Genomic DNA, 21,566 nt, shown 5'->3' on the forward strand with positions numbered 1-21,566 from the left:
TTTTGCACTATGATAGTTGAAAATTCGACACCCAAAGATAAATACGAAGCCCTTAAAAAATATTTTGGCTATGACTCCTTTCGTCCGCATCAGGCCGAAATTATAGATACTGTGATGGCTGGCCAGGATTGTCTGGTGTTGATGCCTACCGGTGGAGGCAAATCCGTTTGTTTTCAAATCCCTGCGGTTTTAAAGCCTGGACTTACGGTAGTTATTTCTCCACTTATCGCTTTGATGAAGGATCAGGTAGAGGCGTTGCGCGGAAATGGTATCAATGCTGCATATCTGAATTCTACGCTATCCTCAGCAGAAACTGACCGGGTCATGTGGGGGGCAAAACTGGGTGAAATCAAGTTACTATATATCGCTCCGGAGAAGCTGTTTTCAGGAAACACGGTCGATTATTTGAAAGAATGGAACGTGAGCCTGATCGCGATTGATGAATCGCACTGTATTTCGTCATGGGGACATGATTTTCGTCCTGAGTATCGACAGCTTAAAATTCTAAAACAATTTTTTCCGAAAGTTCCGGTTATTGCGCTGACTGCCACCGCCGACAGAGTTACCCGCCGTGATATTCTTGCACAACTGGGTATAGAGGAAGCCAATACTTTTGTGTCCAGCTTTGACAGGCCCAATTTGAGTCTTTCCGTGTTTCCGGGAAGGAAGCGAATTGAGCAAATCAAAAGGTTTATAGGTAAACATGCGAATCAATCGGGTATTATATATTGCCTCAGCAGAAAAGGCACCGAAACCGTTGCTGCGGCACTTCAAAAAGACGGCATTTCGGTCGCCTACTATCATGCCGGTATGACGGGCGAACAACGTTCAAGCGTTCAGGTGAGGTTTATTCGTGATGATGTTCAGGTAATTGTCGCAACGATCGCTTTTGGAATGGGGATCGATAAATCCAACGTTCGATGGGTTTTACATTATAATATGCCCTCCAATGTCGAAAGTTTTTACCAGGAAATTGGTCGTGCAGGACGGGACGGGACCCCAGCAGATACTGCGCTTTTCTACAGTTACGCCGATATCGTCACGCGAACAGAAATGATTAATAATTCGGAGCAGTCGGATGTGCAGAAGGAAGTGCTTCATGCCAAACTCAACCGCATGAAACAATATGCGGAAGCAGATATATGCCGGCGACGGATTTTGCTAAGTTATTTTAACGAAGCAGTCGATACCGACTGTGGTAATTGTGACGTGTGCCGAAATCCTCGTGTAAGATTCGATGCTACAATTATCGCTCAAAAAGCACTTTCTGCGATATTCAGGACTAAGGAAAAAATTGCCATGGGTATGCTGATCGATATATTACGTGGAAGCCGGAATAGAAATGTACTGCAGCATAACTATGATCGGCTGCCTACGTTCGGAGTTGGAGTCGATTTAAAGGGCGAGGAATGGGCGGAATATATCGGCCAGCTCCTCAACTCCGGCATCATGGATATCGCATATGATGAAGCGCATTCATTCAAACTCAATGATTTCAGCCGTCAGGTTTTACGTGGTGAAAAGAAAGTTGAATTGGTGCGTTTCATCCCAATATCGGAAAGAAAAGCAAAGGAAGAAGAGGTAATTCCAAAAGACAGGGCGAAACTGGAGATCATCAGGGACGCTCTTTTCGAAAAATTGCGGACTTTGAGAAAGCAGATTGCAGACTCAATCGGCCTACCTCCATATGTTGTGTTTAGCGATGCGACTTTATCAGAGATGGCCCAGAAACGACCGACCTCTGAGGCACAAATGAAAGCTGTTTCCGGAATTGGTACCGAAAAATTCCGCCGTTATGGGCCGACCTTTATCAATGAAATCAATGCTTTTGTAAAAGAAAATCCTCAATCAGAAAAGAAAAAGGTTGCTGGAATGACTTATGTCGAAACATTTGATCTTTTTAAAGAGGGATATTCGATTAATGACATCGCGGAAAAACGGAACTTGAATCCGGTGACTATCATATCCCATTTGGTAAAACTCAAAGAGGATGGCCATCCTATTGATTTAAAGACGCTTATTGATCCCAATTCATTTAACATAATCATCAAAATGGCCAGGGAGATTCAGTTTCAGAAGAACGACGCTCTCAAACCGCTTTTCGAGATGCTTGAAGAAAAATATGATTATGGAAAGATAAGGCTGGCACTGGCTATATGGGATGAAGAAAGGAGTTCGGACAACTGATGGCTCGGAAAAGCAATTGTAATTATATTTGAGTCAAAAAACGCTTTATTATGTCACGACAAAATATCCTTTCCGGCTCACCCTGGGAAGACAAAATGGGTTACTGCCGCGCGGTAAGAATAGGTAATATTATCGAAGTTGCCGGAACTGTAGCTATCGTAGATGGCGAAAAAGTAATGGCCACTGACGCCTTTGCCCAAACTCATAATATCATTGAAAGAATCGAAAAAGTGCTTTCAGATGCAGGAGCGAGCCTTTCCGATGTCATTCGTACCCGTATCTTCACAACTGATATTACTTTGTTTGACGATATCGCTAGAGCTCACGGAGCTTTTTTTGGTGAAATCAAACCAACCACCGGAATATATGAAATCAGCAAGCTCGTTTCTCCCGACTATTTAGTCGAGATAGAGTTTACTGCTGTGGTTCAGTAGCTTAGAAAAACCATCAAAAAACGGCTTTTGGAAGGTAGCTTTTATGAAAAACATATCAATATTCTCATAAAACAATAATTTCTTTCAAAATTCATGGTAAATTTGCGGCACTTTTGAGCACTTACATGGTTATGTAGCTGTTCGGGAGTGCCGAATTTTTTTAATATTCCATTTAATCCTAATGCAATAATGAAAATCGCAGTAGTAGGTGCCACCGGTTTGGTAGGCAGCGAAATCCTCAAAGTGCTCGAAGAGCGTAATTTCCCGGTAACGGAATTGTTGGCCGTTGCATCTGAAAGGTCTGTTGGTAAGGAAGTTACATTTAAGGGTAAACAGATCAAGGTGATCGGCTTTGAAGACGCTATTGCGGCCAAGCCGGATATCGCCGTGTTTTCAGCGGGAGGTGGTACTTCATTAGAGCTTGCTCCGAAATTTGCAGCAGCCGGTATTACGGTAGTCGACAACTCATCGGCATGGAGAATGGATCCTACCAAGAAACTGGTTGTTCCTGAGATCAATGCAAAAACGTTGACCAAGGAAGACAAAATTATCGCAAACCCGAATTGCTCGACAATTCAGATGGTAGTGGTTCTTGCACCATTGCACGAAAAATATAAGGTAAAAAGAGTGGTTGTTTCCACTTATCAGTCTGTAACCGGAACAGGCAAAGCTGCTGTTGATCAGTTGTTTTCTGAGCGCACCGGCGACCACAGCATTGCAAAGGTATATCCTCACCAGATCGACCTGAACGTTTTGCCGCATATTGATTCTTTCCTTGATAACGGATATACCAAAGAGGAAATGAAGATGACCAACGAAACCAAAAAGATTATTGGTGACGACAGCATTGCAGTTACTGCGACAACTGTTCGTATTCCAACAATTGGCGGTCACTCCGAAGCTGTGAATATTGAGTTCGAAAATGAATTTGATCTGGACGAGGTTCGCAAGATTTTGAGCGAAGCAGAAGGAGTTGTTATTCAGGATGATCCGAAAAACTATCTTTACCCGATGCCATTAACCGCACATGGAAAAGACGAAACGTTTGTTGGCCGTATCCGTCGCGACGAATCTCAACCTAAAACGTTGAACCTTTGGATTGTAGCTGATAACCTGCGTAAAGGTGCTGCTACGAACGCGGTCCAAATTGCCGAATATCTGGTGAAACATGAATTGGTAGGATCCGCTGTTGAAGCTTGATTCTAAAATAAAATTATAAAGGAAGCGGCCCGACTGAGTTGATCAATCGGGCCGCTTCTTTATTAAATGTCTTTAAAATAAATTTCAAAATTATCTGTCTACCTCACCCATCACCACGTCTATGGAGCCAATAATGGCAACCAAATCCGCAATAAGTGCACCTTTTGACAATTCGCCAATTACAGAAAGGTTATTGAAGGAACAAGCTCTAGCCTTACACCGCACAGGAATATCGGCTCTTCCATCAGTGCGGAAATAGAAGCCAAGTTCTCCTTTAGGATTTTCAGCTCTCACATAAAAGTCCATAGCCTTCGGACGAATCTTTTTCGGGACCAACGCTTGAGGATCAAAATCGCTGTTCCTTTTATGGTTTCCGGTTAGCTGTTCGAGGCTTTGTTCAATAATTTTTACCGATTCCCAACATTCCAAGACCCTCACCCAAGTTCTGTCCCAGCAGTCTCCGATTTTCCCCATTTTCCCTTCGCCAATTGGAATATCAAAATCCAGTTCGGGATAAACCGAATATCCATCAACCCTGCGTAGATCATATCTCAATCCAGAACCACGTAACATTGGGCCCGTGCAGCCATAATTTATCGCTACAGGTAAAGGCAAAACACCCACATTCGCAGTTCTTTGGACAAATATTTTATTATCAATCACCAGCTGCTGCAATTCTACCAACTTCGGCTTCAGGTATTTCACAAACTCCAGACAACGCTGCTCAAAACCAACAGGAATATCATAAAACAACCCCCCGATCCAGATATAATTGTAAAGCATCCTCGCTCCACACGTCCACTCTAATAACCTGAGTATCTGCTCTCTGTCCCGCATCATCCAAAGAAATGGGGTATATGCACCAATATCCATAGCGTAAGTACCAAGTGCCACAAAGTGCGAAGCCAGCCGATTCAATTCAGCCACAACAACCCGGATATATTCCACCCTTTTAGGTATATCAAGTTCAATACCAAGCATCCGCTCCACACCCATCACGTAAGCGTGCTCAGAGTTCATCGCAGCTACATAATCCATTCTGTCTACATACGGGATGATCTGGTTGAAAGGCAGCGCCTCGGCGTGTTTTTCGAAGCATCGGTGCAAATATCCTATGTGAGGCACCACATCATTAATCACCTCACCGTCAGTAATAACTTCAAGGCGTAAAACACCGTGTGTAGATGGATGCTGAGGGCCTACATTCAGCACCATTTCCTCGGTTTTCAGATTTTCGGGCCTGTACTTCGTAGGCACCGACACCTCCATATATTCCGGACGATATTCGTACTGGATGCTATTACTCATGCTAGGACTCGATCAGACGTCGGTAATTCTGTTTTTTGTATTAAAATTTGGTAACACAGGAGACTTGACAAAAGGTCAGGTGTTGTCAGGAAATAGTCATTGATTGTAAAATTAGCAAAGATTTTGCCTCGAAAGGCCATAGCACCCAACCTTCTGAGCAAAAAGTTGTCAGAGAAAATCTCCATTATTGACAACGCCTGGCGTCGCCAAGGTTCTCAGAATCTCAGAACTTCACGAGCTTTTGTTCCTGAATCTCCACTTTGAGAGGTCCGATTGGCCTTCCTTCATTATGCAGCCGATCGACTGCTGTGATATAATATACATATCTTTTTCCCTCTTCAATCGTCACATCCACATATCTCTCTCCCTCGTGACATATCGCCAAAATCTTCCGTGGGTCGTGTGCGGTCGGCTTCTCTTCGGGACTGAATCGATAAATCACATAGTAAGAAGCCGTTTCTCCATCAGAAGCTGCATCCGGTTTTTCCCAGAACAATTCCAGACCTTTGGTAAGCAGCGTTGCCTTAAGTGTTTTTGGGCTTAAGGGTGGAATTTTGTCTTTCCAGGGCATTGTTGGCACCAAGGCGGGGTATTTATAAAAATTTGTGCGCAAAGAATCTACAAAACCTAAACTATTATTTTTCAAAGATCGCGAACTGAAAAAGATCGCCCCGTCACTCTCATTTTCGCGCAGATATCTGATCTGATTCGGGAGCTCAGAGGGATTCGACCAGTTCGTATCTTTCTCTTTATATCCGACCCGATAGGCTCCAATGCCCACATAAAAGTGTCTTCCGTAACAGTTTTCCGTCCACCAATCCACCATATTTTTATACGGCACTCTGGCAAAACCCGACGAAAAGTAAAGCTGTGGAGCTATATAATCGATCCAGCCTTCCCTGATCCACTTCCTGCTGTCAGCAAAAAGGTCATCATATGAAGCGAGTGCTCCCCTCGTTTTTGAGCCTTCCGTGTCACGATCCTTGTTTCGCCACACTCCGAAAGGACTGATACCAAACTTCAGTCTAGGGTTCAAATCTTCGAGCGCATCATGTATTTGCTTTACCAATAAATCGATATTATTCCTTCGCCAATCTGCTTTACTTGTAAAATCTCCACCGTATTTTCTGAAAGTCGCCTCATCCTGAATTACCTCTCCGGCTACCGCATATGGGTAAAAATAGTCGTCGAAGTGGATGCCATCTACATCATAATTCTTGGCAACATTGACTGCAATTTCGGTTATAAACTGGCGTACTTCGGGGATACCAAAATTGAAAAGTTTGTACCCATCATAGCTCAAAATCCACTCTGGATGCCGTAGGCTTATATTTTCGGAAGAAACACTTGTTGATGATTTATGAACGAGGCGATTCAGATTCAGCCATGCGTGAAATTCCAATCCTCTTGAATGTGCCTCTTTGATCATGAAATCCATGGGATCCCAAAGCGGGTATGGTTGCCTTCCCTGCCTCCCGGTTAGCCACTCAGACCACGGTTCGGAACTCTTGGCATAAAATGCATCTCCGGCAGCGCGTACCTGAACAAATACCGCGTTCATCCCATTCTTTTTATGAAAATCCAGTAAGTTCGAGAATTCACCGCGCTGGCCTTCGGGTTCCATGTTTTTACTGCTAGGCCAGTCTATATTATCGACTGTTGCAATCCACACAGCCCGAAATTCCCTTTTTGGAGGGAAATCATTTTCTGTTTCGGGACTTTGAGCATTGCAACCAGCCAGCAGGTATAAACTAAGAATGAGAGCAAAAGGGATAATAAGAAATTTTTTCACTAGAAAACCAATGCGAAATGTTAATCTGATCAAAGTAACGTAATTTGGACGAAAGTTAGCCGAGATCACTTGAAATTTGTAAATAGCTAAATAAACATAGCTACGGCTATTGTTATTCTGAATATTTTTTCCGGATATTTATTGTGCAATAACAAGGAATTTTTGTGAGAAAACGGAATGGCCCCTGTTAAGCAGCACACTGTAAACGCTTAAAACCTTACCCAAATTGGAACCGTTTGTCAAAACCACTAAAAACAATGTCCTCTTCGAAATAGCATGGGAAGTTTGTAACCAGGTCGGAGGAATTTATACTGTTATCAGAACCAAAGTTCCGGCTATGGTTGAAAAGTGGGAAGACAACTACTTTTTGCTTGGCCCCTACTTTGAAAAGAAAGCTTCATCAGAATTTGAAAGTATCAATGATCTTGATGATTCTCCGGCTGGCCGTGTCGTGCGTCGAATGCGCGAAATGGGTCTGGTCGTGCAATATGGCTATTGGCTGGTAACTGGTAAGCCAAGGGTAATTCTTTTCGATGTCGAAAGCAGCAGGAAAGATCTGGATAAAATCAAATACAATCTCTGGGAAAAGCACCGCATATCAACCCTGAACGTTGAAGACCTTGTCAATCAGACATTATGCTTTGGCGATATGGTACGTATTTTCCTGGCGGAATATGCCGAACAGAATGCCAAACGCGAAGAACTTTTTGCGCAGTTTCATGAATGGATGGCCAGCTCTGGTCTTCCCGACCTGAAGCGTGACAATGTCAAAATAGCGATGACGTTTACGACCCATGCAACTATGCTAGGGCGTTATTTAGCGCAAAATGTTGACGGTTTTTACAGCAAACTTCCGTTTTTTGATTGGGAACAGGAAGCCCGGAACTACGGCATTGTCACACAGGCAACCATTGAACGGCAAGCAGCTTTAAATGCGCATGTGCTCACCACCGTGAGTGATGTAACAGCCAAAGAATGTGAGGTTTTCCTGGGGAGAATGCCTGATTTAGTAACTCCGAACGGACTGAATGTTGTTCGTTTTCAGGCAGTTCACGAATTCCAGAATCTGCATTTGAAATATAAAGAACGTATCCATGAGTTTGTGCTGGGCCATTTCTTTCCCAGCTATTCTTTTGACCTGGATAAAACATTATACTTTTTTACGTCTGGTCGTTACGAATATAGTAACAAGGGATACGACCTTACACTTGAGGCTCTCGCACGTCTGAACTGGAAGATGGTGCAGGCAGGAATGGATATGACTGTCGTAATGTTTATTGTTACTAAACAGCCCTATTACTCAGTGAATCCGGATGTGCTTCAGTCAAGAGCAGTCCTCAATGAGTTGCAGGAAACTTGCACCGCTATCGAGAAAGAAGTGGGCGAAAAGTTATTCCTTGCAACTGCTTCGGGCGCTGATCATAAAATGCCGGATCTGAACAACTTTGTAGATGAGTACTGGCGTCTTCGATTGAGACGTACCATCCAAAGCTGGAAGACGGAAAAATTGCCGGCATTTGTAACGCACGATTTGAAACAGGAAGACGGTATTACTGATTTTTGTAAAAAAGCAAACCTCGTCAACAACGAAAGGGACCGCGTAAAAATCGTGTACCACCCTGATTTCATATCTTCAACAAATCCACTTTTCGGTCTTGACTATGGCCAGTTTGTAAGAGGTTGCCATTTGGGTGTGTTCCCAAGCTATTATGAACCATGGGGATATACTCCATTGGAATGTGTAGTGAGAGGTGTTCCCACTGTGACAAGTGATCTTTCAGGTTTTGGAGACTATATCATGCAGATCATGCGGGATTACGAAAACAGAGGTATTTATGTGATCAACCGTAAGTCACAGACCTATTCTCAGGCAGCTGATCAGATGGCGGATATCCTTTTCAAATTTGTGAAAATGCAGCGCCGCGACCGTATCATGCAGAGAAACCGTGTGGAGAATATTTCAGACGTTTTCGACTGGATGAACCTTCGTTCTTATTATGACACAGCTCACGACTTGGCCGCCAAAAGAAGAAAACCATAATATATATTCGGTTTGAATGAAAACCCGTTTTACCCTCAGGTATGACGGGTTTTTTGTTACTTCATTCATAACGTGATTTTCTTTGGTTTCCTGAAAAAATTAGGCACCTTCACGCAGATTTACCCATTATTACTATATTGAAATGAACTATATCGAAGTTGACATACAGATCGAGTCAGATTTTGTCGAAATTATGATGGCAGAGCTCGGTGATATCGGCTTTGAGTCTTTTGTCGAGACCGACGAGGGATTACTTGCTTATGCTCAGGAGGACGAATTTAAAGAAACCGAACTCAATGCGCTCGTCGACAAATACAAACCGCTGACTACAATTGAGTTAAGCTGGAAATCGCTTGAAAGAAAGAACTGGAACGAGGAGTGGGAAAAAAGCTATGACCCGATAGAAGTAGGAAATTCTATCCGCGTTCGTGCAACTTTTCACGAACATGACCCTTCTTTTCAATACGATTTACTGATCCAACCAAAAATGTCGTTCGGAACCGGGCATCACGAAACCACCTGGCTCGTCATGAACGAACAATTGAGTCTTCCTCACCAGGGTATCAATGTTTTGGACGTCGGCTGCGGAACCGGAATTTTGGCTGTTTTGGCTAATAAATTAGGTGCAAAAGGAATCGTAGCATTTGATATTGACGAGTGGGCGGTGGAAAATACGCTGGAAAATTTTCAGATGAATCAGTTACCGGAAGATGCGGAAGTGTTTCAGGGCACGATCAAACAGGTGCGACCAGATGCAGTTTTTGAGGGAATATTGGCAAATATCAATCGCAACATACTTTTGGCAGAAATTCCAACATATGTGAAGCACCTAAAACCCGGAGGCTGGCTGGTTACCAGCGGATTCTACGAAACAGACCAGCAGGATATCGAAAAATGCGGAGAACAAAACGGGTTGAAAAAACTTCGCTCCAATACACGTAACCAATGGGCGACCGTTGTATTCCAGAAAGTATAATATATTGACCAAGAACGTCGTTTCAGCCATATGAATATACCCGGCATGGATATGCCGGCTCCGAAACGGCTGGGTATACATATGAGCTATGAGAAAAGTCACTACCTATTTTATACTGATACTTCTGATACTTTCATTTCCGAAGGTATATTCCCAAAACCAGAAAGCTTCAGACGATCCCGCGCAGTTCCAGGCCCAGTTTAAAAAGCTCATGGACGGCAGCCGAAATCCCCAGTATATCCGTGCTGCTGCCCAACTGGATAGCGTTTGGAATAGCGGGATGAACACTGCTCAACAGCAGAAGTTTATGACGGCCGTGAAAACACAGCTTGCGAAAGGTCAAAAGGCAGGACCGATAATGTACCTCCTAGCTCGTAATACGGCGGTTTTGACGAAATCTGCAAACGCCAGCGCACTCGACGGCTTTCTCGATCTTGCAGCTCAGGCAGGAGTGAAAACGGATGTTAAGGCATATCAAAAGATGCTGGAAACAGTGCGAACCATCAGTGAAACGGGCAAGTTGTATAGCTCAAATTACAATTCTCTGTACCTTCTCGACGGGTCATTTTCATATAAATGGGACACTACCTCAACTGATCAGGCAAAAGCTGTCGCGAAGGAGGTTGCTATAAACGACAGCTGGGATGCTCCGGTTGATTCTAATTATATAATTGCTCCAAAATCCATATCATTCCCGGCTATATCAGGCGCAATGCTTCAAGTGCAAAATGCAAAATTCGCCATGGTGACGGCAACTGATTCGGTTGTTTTCGGCCCAACGAACGGAAATCTATCTTTGGGAGATGGAATCTTCATCGGGGAAAAAGGGAAATTTACTTGGGAAAGCGTTGGTAACCCTGATATTTATGCAGATCTGGATAAATACTTTTTTAACATCTCTCAGCCGAAATTATTAGCCGAAAACGTTACCATCCATGCAGATAGCAAACTCATTGCGCCTACTAAAGGCACATTGGAATATCGTGGGTTAAAAAGAGGCAAAAATCAGGCACCGGTATATCCTCGTTTCGTTTCAAACGGAACAGACGCGCAAATCAGATTCATTAGTCCCAATATCCAATACAAGGGTGGCTTCTCACTGATAGGGCAGGAAATGTACAGCACGTCGCTGAGTGGAAATCCATCCGTTATTTCGGTATCTTTTGAGCAGAAACCGGCATTTAAAGCCGTCAGCACCAAATTTCGGTTGGCCGATTCCGTCGTTTCAGCACCATTGGCGTTTTACTCCATGCCACTCGGAAGCGATTCGCTGTATCATCCGGGTGTAAGGTTCAAATACAATGACCTGGAAGGTAAACTTCGTCTGGATCGGGCCGATAAAACAGATTTTGCACCACTACCCTATAAAGATACTTACCACAAAATGGATATCTGGTCGCAGGCTATGCGATGGGATTTCCCTAAAAAGAAAGTCGAGTTCTATAGAATTGATGGCAAGCAGGTGGTGCCGGTTGCGTTGGAATCTTTTGATTATTTTAAAAAAGAACGATTCAGGGGAATTGCGAAAGAGTTTGGTTTTCAGCCGTTATTGTTAGCCGCCAACTACCTGCAAACGGAAAAGAAATCAGCATTTCTTGCAGAAGAACTTGCCGCTAAGTATAAGCAAAATCCGAAAATTCTGAGAAGGACTTTGGAAAGAATGGCGCTGGAAGGATACTTTATTTATGACAAGTCAACCGACGAGTTTGCGTTGAGCAAAAAAGGCATCCTTTATGTTAATGCCAATGTAGACAAGGCGGATTACGACAATTTCCAGATTGCGTCGCAATATACTGCGAACGATGAAATTGCCAACGCAACAATCTATTTACCAGACACTTTACTCACAGTTCTGGGTGTATCGCGATTCATTATCAGTGACAGTTTAAAAATATTTGCTACGCCGTCTGATAAAAAAGTGGTGATTGGCCGCAATCGGAATTTCACTGTTAATGGACAGCTGGTGGCGTCCAATTACCAGTTCCGTGGCCAAAATCTCAAATTCGACTACAACCAGTTTTTTGTAAACGTGGCTCCCTCCGACTCCATCACTTTCACTCCTCGTGAGAAATATGTGAAGGGGCAAGGCGGCGAAGTGGGCGGTCATGTGAAATATGAAAATGGGGGTACTTTTTACCTTAGTGATCCAAAAAACAAATCAGGAGCCCAAAAAGGAAAGAAATCTCCTCGGCTCGTCGTTCCGGACGGTATGACTGTCTATTTTGATCAGCCAGAAAGAGAGCCAAATTTGTACCCGCGCGAAGTATTTTTCAAGATCCCGAAAATTGATATGGATGGGCTGGACCAGCGTGATGTAATTTTTGAAGGAAAATTCTTCTCCAACGGAATTGTACCGGATATCGCAACGACATTGAAAAGCATGCCTGACAACTCCCTCGGTTTTAACTATAAGACCCCGGCGGTTGATATGAAGATTTATGATGGCAAAGCGCTGGCTCGTTTCACGGATACTTTGACGATGGACAACACTGGATTACATTCAAGTGCCATTCTTCGATATATGTCTGCCACCATTACCGCTAAAAAAGTAATGTTGGGAGCTGATTCGCTTTATGCAAGTGGAGACGTGGCGAGCATTAAAGAGGCAAGTATTGGAGCTGGTTACTTCCCCGCCGTGGATCTGAAAGATTATGCATTGAACTGGTTCCCACAAAAAGACAGTATGCAGATCAACACAACCGGGAAATCCTTTTCATTCTATAAAGGCACCACAAATCTGGAAGGCAGTATTCTGCTCCGTTCTTCGGGTTTGTACGGAAATGGTATTCTGAAACGCTCTGATTCCGAAATTTCATCAACTGATATCAAATTCAATAAAGAAGGGTTTTTGGCCAATCGCTCCCAGTTTTCGATCAATGCGAGTGCAGCAAACGCCGGTAAGAAGCTTTTGACGGGTAACAATGTGAATATCGATTTCAATTTCAAGAACGGAGTAGCCAACTTCCTTACGGACGAGTCCGGGTTTGGAAATGATTCTTCCGGTATGCAAATTCCGCTGGCTTCCTATAAAACGCTCATCGGCTCGGCGAAATGGGATATGGTCAAAAAGACCATTTTGATGAAAGGTTTTGGCGAAACGTCCTCCTATACCTCAACACTGGAGGAACAGGAGGGACTTTCTTTCGACGGTTCGGAGGCCATGTATGATATCGAGAAAGTGACGCTGGTGGTAAAAGGAGTGCCTTATATTCAAACTGCGGACGTTAAAATCATCCCGGATAAGGGTCTGGTAAGTATCGATGCCAAAGGAAGAATAAACCCGCTTAAAAACGCGAGAATTGAAATTGATACACTCAATGTTTCTCACCGGATGAAGGATGCGGATATCAAGATCAATTCGAGAAATCTTTTTGAAGGGTCAGCGACATATCAGTATATCACAGCCCGCAAGGATACCTTTAATATTAAAATGCAGAATTTCGAATTGAGAGAGCCGGAATCCGCTGTGGCAAGCCGCAAGGCGAGACCCGATAATTCGAACACCGCCAAAATAAAATATTACACAACTGCACGAGCGGATATCAAAGAAACCGAGAATCTGTACCTCAGTCCCCGTATCCAGTTTAAGGGGGGTATTAACCTCGTATCGTATGAGCCCTCCCTTCAATTGGATGGCTTTGTAAAACCCATGATTAAATTCCGCAAAGATTTCCAAAGCTCCTGGATCCCATATAAAGAATCTCCGGGTGAAACTGTGGCCATCAAAGTCGACCAGAACCTGAAAAACGAACATGAAATTCCATTGTCCGTCGGCCTGCATTACAATGAGGTTAAGGGACTATATATGACCTTTCTCTCTCCCAAAGAATCGGACGGAGATGAGGATATATATCAAGCCAAAGGAAATCTGAATTACGACGAAGACAAAAAAGCTTTCAAAGTTTTGCCACCTCCCGGAGCAGATGGCCTGATTGACGAAGCGAACTCTTTGCAATTTGATGATAAAACAGGTCTTGCCAATTTCGCAGGTCCATTGAAACTCGTCGGTTCCGAATGGCTGCAGTCCACAGGAACCGTTGAAGCGCAGGTAGATAGTTCGCGGTTCTCTTTCAATACCTTGCTCATTTTGAAGATGGCATCATTGGAGCCATTGCTTCAACCGATAGCAGCCAAGATTGTGGAAGTAAATCTGGAGGAGCAAAACAGCACAGCAGCCGATGACGATGCGGAACAAATCAACGGAAAACTTTCAGCCCTGATCGGATCAAAGGCAGTTGATGCATATGTGAAGCTTTCCGCCGCAGGATACAAGCCATTATTCGATGCTTCGCCGGTGTTAGATGCCCCTATTGTTCTGTCGAATGTTAATCTTCATTGGTCGGCAGCTCATGGCGCCTATTATTCGCAAGGTCCTATCGGAGTTGCGAATTTTGGCAAAAACAATATCAACGCCCAAATGGAAGGTGTGATGGAAATAAGAAAGGGAGTTGATGGCGACGAGTTCAGTCTTTTCCTCCAGGCGTCTCCCGATATTTGGTACTATTTTGATTTTCGTCAAGATGAGCTTGGAGTCATTTCCTCGCAGATAGAGTTCAATGATCAGATCATGACAAAGTCGAATTCAGGTAAGTCGAAGATGACTTTGGTCTCGTTGGGAATAGAGGAAAAAGACCTCTTCGTGAACAGATTCGATGATTTCTATCAGCCGGCCATGAAAAAAGCAAAACTTGCTAAAGCAGCAGCGAAGAAAAAAACGACTCCGGCAGCAGCCAAAAAGAAAAAGGAAGAACAAGCTGATGGGTTCTGATAATCAATGTATTATAGGACAAATCTTTGATTCGATCAAATATATCTCTACTTTTGTAGCCGCGTTCAGGTTTGCGAAATGAGTGTTTTATTGTATATTTGAGAGTAGCTTTTTTAAATCAAAGAATTTCCACAAATAGTACAAAATGGGTGTTAGCTTATTAATATTAACAGTTCTTTCCGCTTATTTATTAGGTTCTATCCCTAGTTCGGTATGGTACGGAATAGGTTATTTTGGAATCGACGTTAGAAAACATGGAAGCGGAAATGCCGGTGCTACCAACACTTTCAGAGTGTTAGGAAAACGAGCCGGAACCGTTGTAATGCTTATCGACGTTTTGAAAGGCTGGACTGCTACTGAAATAGCGTCACTTCTTTTTTACGTTGGAACGATAGGAGAAACTGAGCTTTTGATGTACAAAATTCTTTTCGGGATTATCGCCATCGTTGGACATGTTTTCCCTGTTTTTGTAGGTTTTAAAGGAGGCAAAGGAATTGCTACATTATTGGGTATGGTGCTCGCCATTCACCCGGAACTCGCTTCTGTTTGCATCACGATCTTTATATTAACATTACTCGCGAGCCAATATGTTTCGCTTAGCTCTATCTTAGCCACATTGTCATTCCCGATATTATCATGGGTGGGTCTTTTCGGCCATCCGGAGCCTTTATTAATTGTCTTCGGTTTCGTTATGTTTGTGCTGGTTGTGTTCACACACCAAAAAAATATTATTCGCTTAATGAATGGCAACGAAAATCGCGTGAATATCCTTTCAAGAAATAAACATGCTTCTTAATTACATAAGAGCTTGATTCGAATATAATTTCAAGAAATTCTTACCCCTGTGGACTTATCCATGGGGGTTTATTTTTTAATTTAGCCTCCCAAACAAACCAGATTCTAATTGTAATACGCTGAAATGAACAACTATATAGATCAAAACAAAACGAGATTTCTGGACGAATTGCTGGAACTCCTCCGCATACCATCCGTCAGCGCTGACTCCAAGTTCAAAAACGATATGCGTTCGGCTGCTGAGTTTGTCAAAAAAAGTATTCTTGCGGCTGGTGCCGACAAAGCAGAAATATTTGAAACACCCGGACATCCGGTTGTATATGGTGAAAAGATCATTGACCCATCTTTACCAACGGTGCTTGTTTACGGCCACTACGATGTGCAACCAGCTGATCCATATGAGCTTTGGAATTCGCCCCCATTCGAGCCGGTGATTAAAAATGACAGGATATATGCAAGGGGAGCTTGTGACGACAAAGGTCAGTTTTATATGCACATCAAGGCGCTTGAAGTGATGGTCGCGACCAATTCGCTTACATGTAATGTCAAGATGATGATCGAGGGCGAGGAAGAAATAGGTTCGTCTAATCTTGAAAATTTTGTAAAAGAACACCGCGAGCTTTTGAAATGCGATACCATTCTGATATCCGATACCAGTATCATCGCCAATGATGTTCCATCTATTGAAACGGGTTTGCGTGGCCTGACATATCTTGAAGTTGAAGTAACAGGCGCAAATCGGGATCTTCATTCGGGTGTGTATGGCGGTGGAGTCGCAAACCCGATCAATGTGCTTTGTGAAATGATCGCATCACTTAAAGACGAAAATGGTCATATCACCATCCCGGGTTTTTACGATAACGTCGAAGATCTTTCGGTTGCAGAGAGAGCAGCACTAAACTCCGCTCCTTTTGATCTGGACGAATATAAGAGGGATCTGGACATTGCAGATGTTGCTGGAGAAAAAGGTTATTCAACTATTGAGAGAACTTCCGTTCGTCCCACGTTGGATGTGAATGGTATATGGGGCGGATATATCGGTGAAGGTGCTAAAACTGTGCTGCCATCGAAGGCCAGCGCTAAAATTTCCATGCGCCTGGTTCCACATCAGACCGATCAGGAAATATGTGAGTTGTTTATCAAACATTTCACTTCCATAGCTCCTTCTTCTGTAAAAATCAAAGTAACCCCTCATCATGGCGGGCTTCCTTATGTGACGCCAACCGATTCGGTAGAATATAAGGCTGCAGAAATGGCCATGGAGGAAGCATTTGGTAAAAAACCAATACCAACACGTGGAGGTGGAAGTATCCCGATCGTGGCGCTTTTTGAGCAGGAATTGGGCCGGAAAAGTATATTGATGGGCTTCGGGCTGGATATTGATGCCTTGCACTCCCCGAATGAAAGTTACGGTTTGTTCAATTATTATAAAGGCATTGAAACCATTCCGTTGTTTTTCAAACATTATGCTGCGTTGAAAAGCTAGTGAAAACGAGGGGGTAAATACATCTTAACATGCATTTACCCCTTTTAATATATTCCGCAAACCTATCTTTTCCGGCGCTGCTCTCTTCGCATTTTCTTCAAATTAGCGATGGCCGTTTTTGCGTCTTTGTCCTGGCTCGAATTTCTATCAGCACGATCATCTGCCAGTTTATAATACCTCAGAGCCTCGTCATATTCCTTTTTTTGCTCGGAAATTTTGCCCAAGCCTAGCAATGAGGAGACATAATATCCTGCATTTAAAGAATTTGTTTTAACGGAAAAATCGATCGCTTTTTGGAAATAATCCTTTGCCAGATCGAAGTTCTTATCGTAATTCATATTGTAGTAAGCGAGAACATATGCCGCGTTTCTGCCACTAACTCCCTCATAACCAACAACCCCCCTTTCGATTTTGTCCAGTATATTTAACGCAGCCTGACTGGCTTCAGTGCGCTTTCCAGTCACATATGCAGTTCGGCAAAAATACCGTTCAAAGTAAGGATTGTTCGGGTAGGTCTGCCACATATACTTTGCCATTTCGTAAGCCTTGCTGTATTCGCTTTCCATGCTATATATCTGAAGCAGAAAGTATCGGGCTTCAACTCTCGTATAAAAGGCATTATTTGCGACGGTTTCCAGCTGCTTTTCTCCCAATTTCTTATTTCCTCTAGGAAAAAGGGCAAGCACCGGTTTCAAAATCGGATATTCCTTCGGAACCCATTCTGCATAGTAGTTGTAAAGCCCGTCTCCAAATAAAAGCTCCGGAGACAAATCACCATTGCCTTTACACATTTCAAAATACTTCAATGATTTCTTCCCGGCAAATGCTGCCTTCGTCCAGCTTTTTCTTTCTGCATAAAGTCTTCCTTTGAAAGCATATGCCGCCGAAAGGAAAAATGCGGGCTCTATTTTATTTTCCTGACTGTCTAATAACTTCTCCGCAGATGTGATAGTCGAATCCATATATGCAAGAAACTTGTCATCATACTGTTCATTATCAGTATTCGGCACTATTTTCCACCATTCGGCCAGGCCCAACAGAAAGTGAGGCATCGGGTGATTCGGATATCGATATCTAAGCCATCTGAATTCGGTATCAGCCTCGTCAAATTTGAAATTATATAGTAAGTTTATCGCCTCCGTCGCCTCAATCTGAACGCCAGGATTTTTCAAAACCATATCATACTTCTTATCCAGCTCGGCCGAAGAGTATAATTGAGCAATGCTTTTATTTAAAACAAGAATTGCCAGCGAAGCACAGAGAAATATCTTTTTAATATTCATATCAGGTGGAAATCTGTCATTAGTAACGTCAGATCTTAATTTTACGTTTGTAAGCTGGCTGGTTTTTGAAAAAGAGTTAATATTGATCTATGAAAGAAACAAATCATATCTCGGTTCTTGACAAATCTTTTGCTCCGTTTATTTCACGGGAAATGATCGAAGAAAGGATTAATAAAATTGCGACGCAAATTAACGAAGATTATGCGGGGTGTACACCAGTTTTTGTAATCGTATTGAATGGTGCGTTTCTTTTTGCTTCCCAGCTTATCAAAAATGTTTCACTTCCCTGCGAGATTACCTTTATCCGTCTGGCCTCCTATCAGCACACTGAATCGACTGGAATGGTTAGACAAATAATCGGTTTGGAAGACAAGTTGGAGGGCCGTGATATCATTGTCATCGAGGATATAGTCGATACCGGACTGACGATGACTCAGCTTCTTGAGCAGCTCAAAGGATATCGTCCTGCTTCTGTGAAAATTGCGAGCCTGCTACACAAACCTGAAGCTATTAAAAAACCCGTGGATATCAAGTATTTAGGCTTCGAAATTAAAAACAGATTTGTAGTTGGCTACGGCCTTGATTACGAAGGATTGGGACGTAACCTGGACGCTCTGTATGTTCTGGCCGAATAGCCTAAATACTTCAAAAATATTAACACCCCAAAATAAAATAGGTATAATTACCCGCTAATAATAGTAGCTCTACGCTTAAGAATTTACTGTAAACTATGTAGCTTTATTGCAGCTCAAGAGCACCTAAAAAGTAATTTCTTTCAGAGGTCTTGAGAAGGTTTTCCCATACCCTTTTTACTAAAATAGTCAGGAAATGATAAAGCTTCAACTTAAGTCACAGGGCGATTCTGTGGCCATGCTTCAGGAACTTCTCAATGAATTTGGTTACGAAATTAAGGTAACCGGTAAATTTGATGATGCCACAGATATGGTGGTTCGTGATTTTCAAAAGAACAACGGGCTGGTTAGCGATGGTATCATCTATACTAAAACATGGACCAAACTAATCAATAATTCGCCCGTAAATCTAGGGAACATGGAGACTTGGTTCCTGAAAGAAGACGATATTATTCAAACTGCCAAGCAACTGAATATCGAGATAGCCGCTTTAAAGGCCGTAAATGAGGTAGAAAGTAGTGGAAGAGGATATCTGATAGACGGGCGTGTAAAAATTCTGTTTGAGGGGCACATTTTCTGGCAGCAACTTCAAGCAAGGGGCATCGATCCGGCAGCTTTAGTTAAGGGCAATGAAAACGTTCTCTACAAAAAATGGACTAAGAATTTCTATGTAGGAGGTAAGGGAGAATATGCCCGTCTCGATAAGGCTATCAATATTTCTGATTCCAGTCTGGTAACGGAGGCAGCATACGCTTCGGCATCGTATGGTCTATTTCAGATCATGGGATTCCACTACAAATCCCTTGGATATAACGAGATTATGCAGTTTGTGGGAGAGATGAAAGAAAGTGAAGGCAATCAGTTGATCATTTTCTCCAAATTCCTGAAAGTCAATAAGCTGGTTGCTTTTCTTCAAAACAAACAGTGGGATAAGTTTGCTGAACGATATAATGGTGGGGGTTACAAGCTGAACAAGTACGACGTCAAGCTCGCCAAAGCTTATGAAAAATATAAGTTAGCCAAATAGTCTTTCACAAACTCAGAGCTCACCATATTGTAATTCGGCTATTTTATATTGGATAAAATTGACTTCACGCAATTATTCGTATTATTGAAGCAGATACAGGTATCTCGTTATCAATAGTCAGATTTAATATGCACATACAATTTTTTGGTGCCGCACGTACCGTGACCGGAAGTAAGCACCTGATAACCACCGAAAAAGGAACGAAAATATTGTTGGATTGTGGGCTGTTCCAAGGCATCCAAACCGACGAATTCAATCAGGATTTTGGCTTCAAACCGTCGAACGTTCATTACGTAATACTCTCTCACGCCCATATCGACCACTCCGGGTTGCTCCCAAGACTTGTAAAAAAAGGGTTTAATGGCCCAATATATTGCACTTCGGCTACCGCTGACCTTTGTCGCATTATGCTTTTAGACAGCGCGCATATTCAGGAGCAGGATCTTGAAAGAATCAATACAAGGAGAAAAAGGCAAGGCCGACCATTACTGGAGGAGCTATACAATGCGGAGGATGCCGAAAAAGCGTTGTCGCTTTTGAGAACTGTCCAATACGATCAAACCTTCTTTTTAGGTGAAAACCAAGAGGTGTCGGTCATGCTCACTGATGCAGCCCATTTATTAGGCAGTGCAGCCGTTCATTTGAGTGTTCCAGACGGAGGAACCTTCAAACAAGTAACTTTTACGGGTGATATTGGGCGTCCGGAAGATCGGATTTTAAAAAAACCTGAGCCATTTCCGCAAGCGGATATTATCATATGCGAATCAACATATGGAGACCGCCTGCACGAACCTGATTCAGATATGCACGCCAGGTTACTCGAAATTGTGCAGCAAACATGTGTAATCAACCGCGGCAAGCTCATCATTCCAGCTTTTGCGATTGACCGCACCCAAGAGCTCATTTATGCGTTAGATGAGCTTTCAAGTGCCGGTAAGTTGCCACGACTTCCCGTATATGTCGACAGCCCGCTTGCTATCAAGGCGACTCGCGTTATGAAAGAGCACAGCGAGTGTTTCAACCCCGAAATTCTGGAGTATATCGAAAAAGACGGTGACGCTTTTGCTTTTCCAAACCTGCATTATATTTCTGCGGTGGAAGAATCGATTGCTCTCAATGATAGACAAGAGCCCTGCATCATTATTTCGGCATCAGGAATGGCAGAAGCAGGACGGATCAAACATCATATTAAAAATAATATTGGAGATCCGAACTGCACTATATTACTTGTTGGATATGCCTCTCCTAACACCCTCGCTGGTGCTTTAAAACGCGGAGATTCCGAGGTGAATATTTTTGGAGGATCCTATCATGTAATGTGCAGAGTAGAGTCAATGGATTCATTCTCCGGTCATGGAGACTATAATGAAATGATTAGTTTTCTCTCTTGCCAAAATCCGGAGCGGGTCAGAAAAGTATTTCTGGTTCATGGCGAGTATGAAACGCAAGTCGCTTTCAAGCAGAAGCTGGAAACAGTGGGATATAGCAATATACATATCCCTGCGCTATATGAAAATGTTGAATGTTAAAGCATTTTCTAAAACCCATATCAGACAATATTTTGCTTAATTGCAATAATTACTATTTTTGCAGCGCACTAATATGAGCCGGAGTGGTGAAATTGGTAGACACGCACG

14 protein-coding genes are annotated in these 21,566 nt (G+C 42.9%); 11 read left to right on the plus strand and 3 right to left on the minus strand.

What is annotated here, in order from left to right; translation table 11 throughout:
• Positions 1–9: 9 nt before the first annotated feature.
• The 3 genes from recQ to AC1XUD_RS23130 all read left to right on the plus strand — a co-directional run bounded on the left by recQ (position 10) and on the right by AC1XUD_RS23130 (position 3,821).
• Entirely contained in the window at positions 10–2,187 is a 2,178-nt protein-coding gene (gene recQ / locus AC1XUD_RS23120) for a DNA helicase RecQ (RefSeq protein WP_483363401.1), read from the plus strand.
• A gap of 50 nt (positions 2,188–2,237) precedes the next feature.
• Entirely contained in the window at positions 2,238–2,621 is a 384-nt protein-coding gene (locus AC1XUD_RS23125; RefSeq protein ID WP_483363402.1) for a RidA family protein, read from the plus strand.
• A 189-nt stretch (positions 2,622–2,810) separates the two neighbouring features.
• Positions 2,811–3,821, plus strand: coding sequence for an aspartate-semialdehyde dehydrogenase (locus AC1XUD_RS23130; RefSeq protein ID WP_483363403.1), 1,011 nt, complete (start codon positions 2,811–2,813; stop codon positions 3,819–3,821).
• Between the two features lie 90 nt (positions 3,822–3,911).
• Here AC1XUD_RS23130 and AC1XUD_RS23135 read toward each other — a convergent pair whose 3' ends face one another.
• Together AC1XUD_RS23135 and AC1XUD_RS23140 are read right to left on the minus strand one after the other, a co-directional pair.
• Positions 3,912–5,129, minus strand: coding sequence for an NADH-quinone oxidoreductase subunit D (locus AC1XUD_RS23135; protein WP_483363404.1), 1,218 nt, complete (start codon positions 5,127–5,129; stop codon positions 3,912–3,914).
• 223 nt (positions 5,130–5,352) lie between these two features.
• Positions 5,353–6,921 (minus strand): glycoside hydrolase family 10-like protein, encoded by a 1,569-nt coding sequence (locus tag AC1XUD_RS23140; protein ID WP_483363405.1) that lies wholly within the window; start codon positions 6,919–6,921, stop codon positions 5,353–5,355.
• 226 nt (positions 6,922–7,147) lie between these two features.
• Between AC1XUD_RS23140 and AC1XUD_RS23145 the strand changes: the two genes are divergently transcribed.
• From AC1XUD_RS23145 to AC1XUD_RS23165, 5 genes are all read left to right on the plus strand, one after another.
• A complete protein-coding gene (locus AC1XUD_RS23145) occupies positions 7,148–8,962 on the plus strand; it encodes a glycosyltransferase family protein (protein ID WP_483363406.1) in 1,815 nt (604 codons plus the stop codon).
• Positions 8,963–9,104: 142 nt separating this feature from the next.
• Positions 9,105–9,938 (plus strand): 50S ribosomal protein L11 methyltransferase, encoded by an 834-nt coding sequence (gene prmA, locus AC1XUD_RS23150; RefSeq protein ID WP_483363407.1) that lies wholly within the window; start codon positions 9,105–9,107, stop codon positions 9,936–9,938.
• A gap of 88 nt (positions 9,939–10,026) precedes the next feature.
• Positions 10,027–14,706, plus strand: coding sequence for a hypothetical protein (locus AC1XUD_RS23155; RefSeq protein ID WP_483363408.1), 4,680 nt, complete (start codon positions 10,027–10,029; stop codon positions 14,704–14,706).
• A gap of 145 nt (positions 14,707–14,851) precedes the next feature.
• Positions 14,852–15,502, plus strand: a complete 651-nt coding sequence (gene plsY / locus AC1XUD_RS23160; protein WP_483363409.1) for a glycerol-3-phosphate 1-O-acyltransferase PlsY — start codon at positions 14,852–14,854, stop codon at positions 15,500–15,502.
• A gap of 123 nt (positions 15,503–15,625) precedes the next feature.
• Positions 15,626–16,987, plus strand: a complete 1,362-nt coding sequence (locus AC1XUD_RS23165) for a dipeptidase (RefSeq protein ID WP_483363410.1) — start codon at positions 15,626–15,628, stop codon at positions 16,985–16,987.
• Between the two features lie 62 nt (positions 16,988–17,049).
• Here AC1XUD_RS23165 and AC1XUD_RS23170 read toward each other — a convergent pair whose 3' ends face one another.
• Positions 17,050–18,264 (minus strand): tetratricopeptide repeat protein, encoded by a 1,215-nt coding sequence (locus AC1XUD_RS23170; RefSeq protein ID WP_483363416.1) that lies wholly within the window; start codon positions 18,262–18,264, stop codon positions 17,050–17,052.
• 95 nt (positions 18,265–18,359) lie between these two features.
• Between AC1XUD_RS23170 and hpt the strand changes: the two genes are divergently transcribed.
• The 3 genes from hpt to AC1XUD_RS23185 all read left to right on the plus strand — a co-directional run bounded on the left by hpt (position 18,360) and on the right by AC1XUD_RS23185 (position 21,458).
• Complete coding sequence (gene hpt, locus AC1XUD_RS23175; protein ID WP_483363411.1) at positions 18,360–18,905, plus strand: hypoxanthine phosphoribosyltransferase; 546 nt, start codon at positions 18,360–18,362, stop codon at positions 18,903–18,905.
• Positions 18,906–19,098: 193 nt separating this feature from the next.
• Positions 19,099–19,929 carry an N-acetylmuramidase domain-containing protein gene (locus AC1XUD_RS23180; RefSeq protein ID WP_483363412.1) on the plus strand — a complete coding sequence of 277 codons (831 nt, stop codon included), beginning with the start codon at positions 19,099–19,101 and terminating at the stop codon, positions 19,927–19,929.
• A gap of 128 nt (positions 19,930–20,057) precedes the next feature.
• Positions 20,058–21,458: an MBL fold metallo-hydrolase RNA specificity domain-containing protein gene (locus tag AC1XUD_RS23185; RefSeq protein WP_483363413.1), complete on the plus strand. Its 1,401-nt coding sequence runs from the start codon at positions 20,058–20,060 to the stop codon at positions 21,456–21,458.
• Positions 21,459–21,566: the final 108 nt, after the last annotated feature.

This window comes from Dyadobacter sp. HNCC25DJ184, from assembly GCF_056895215.1.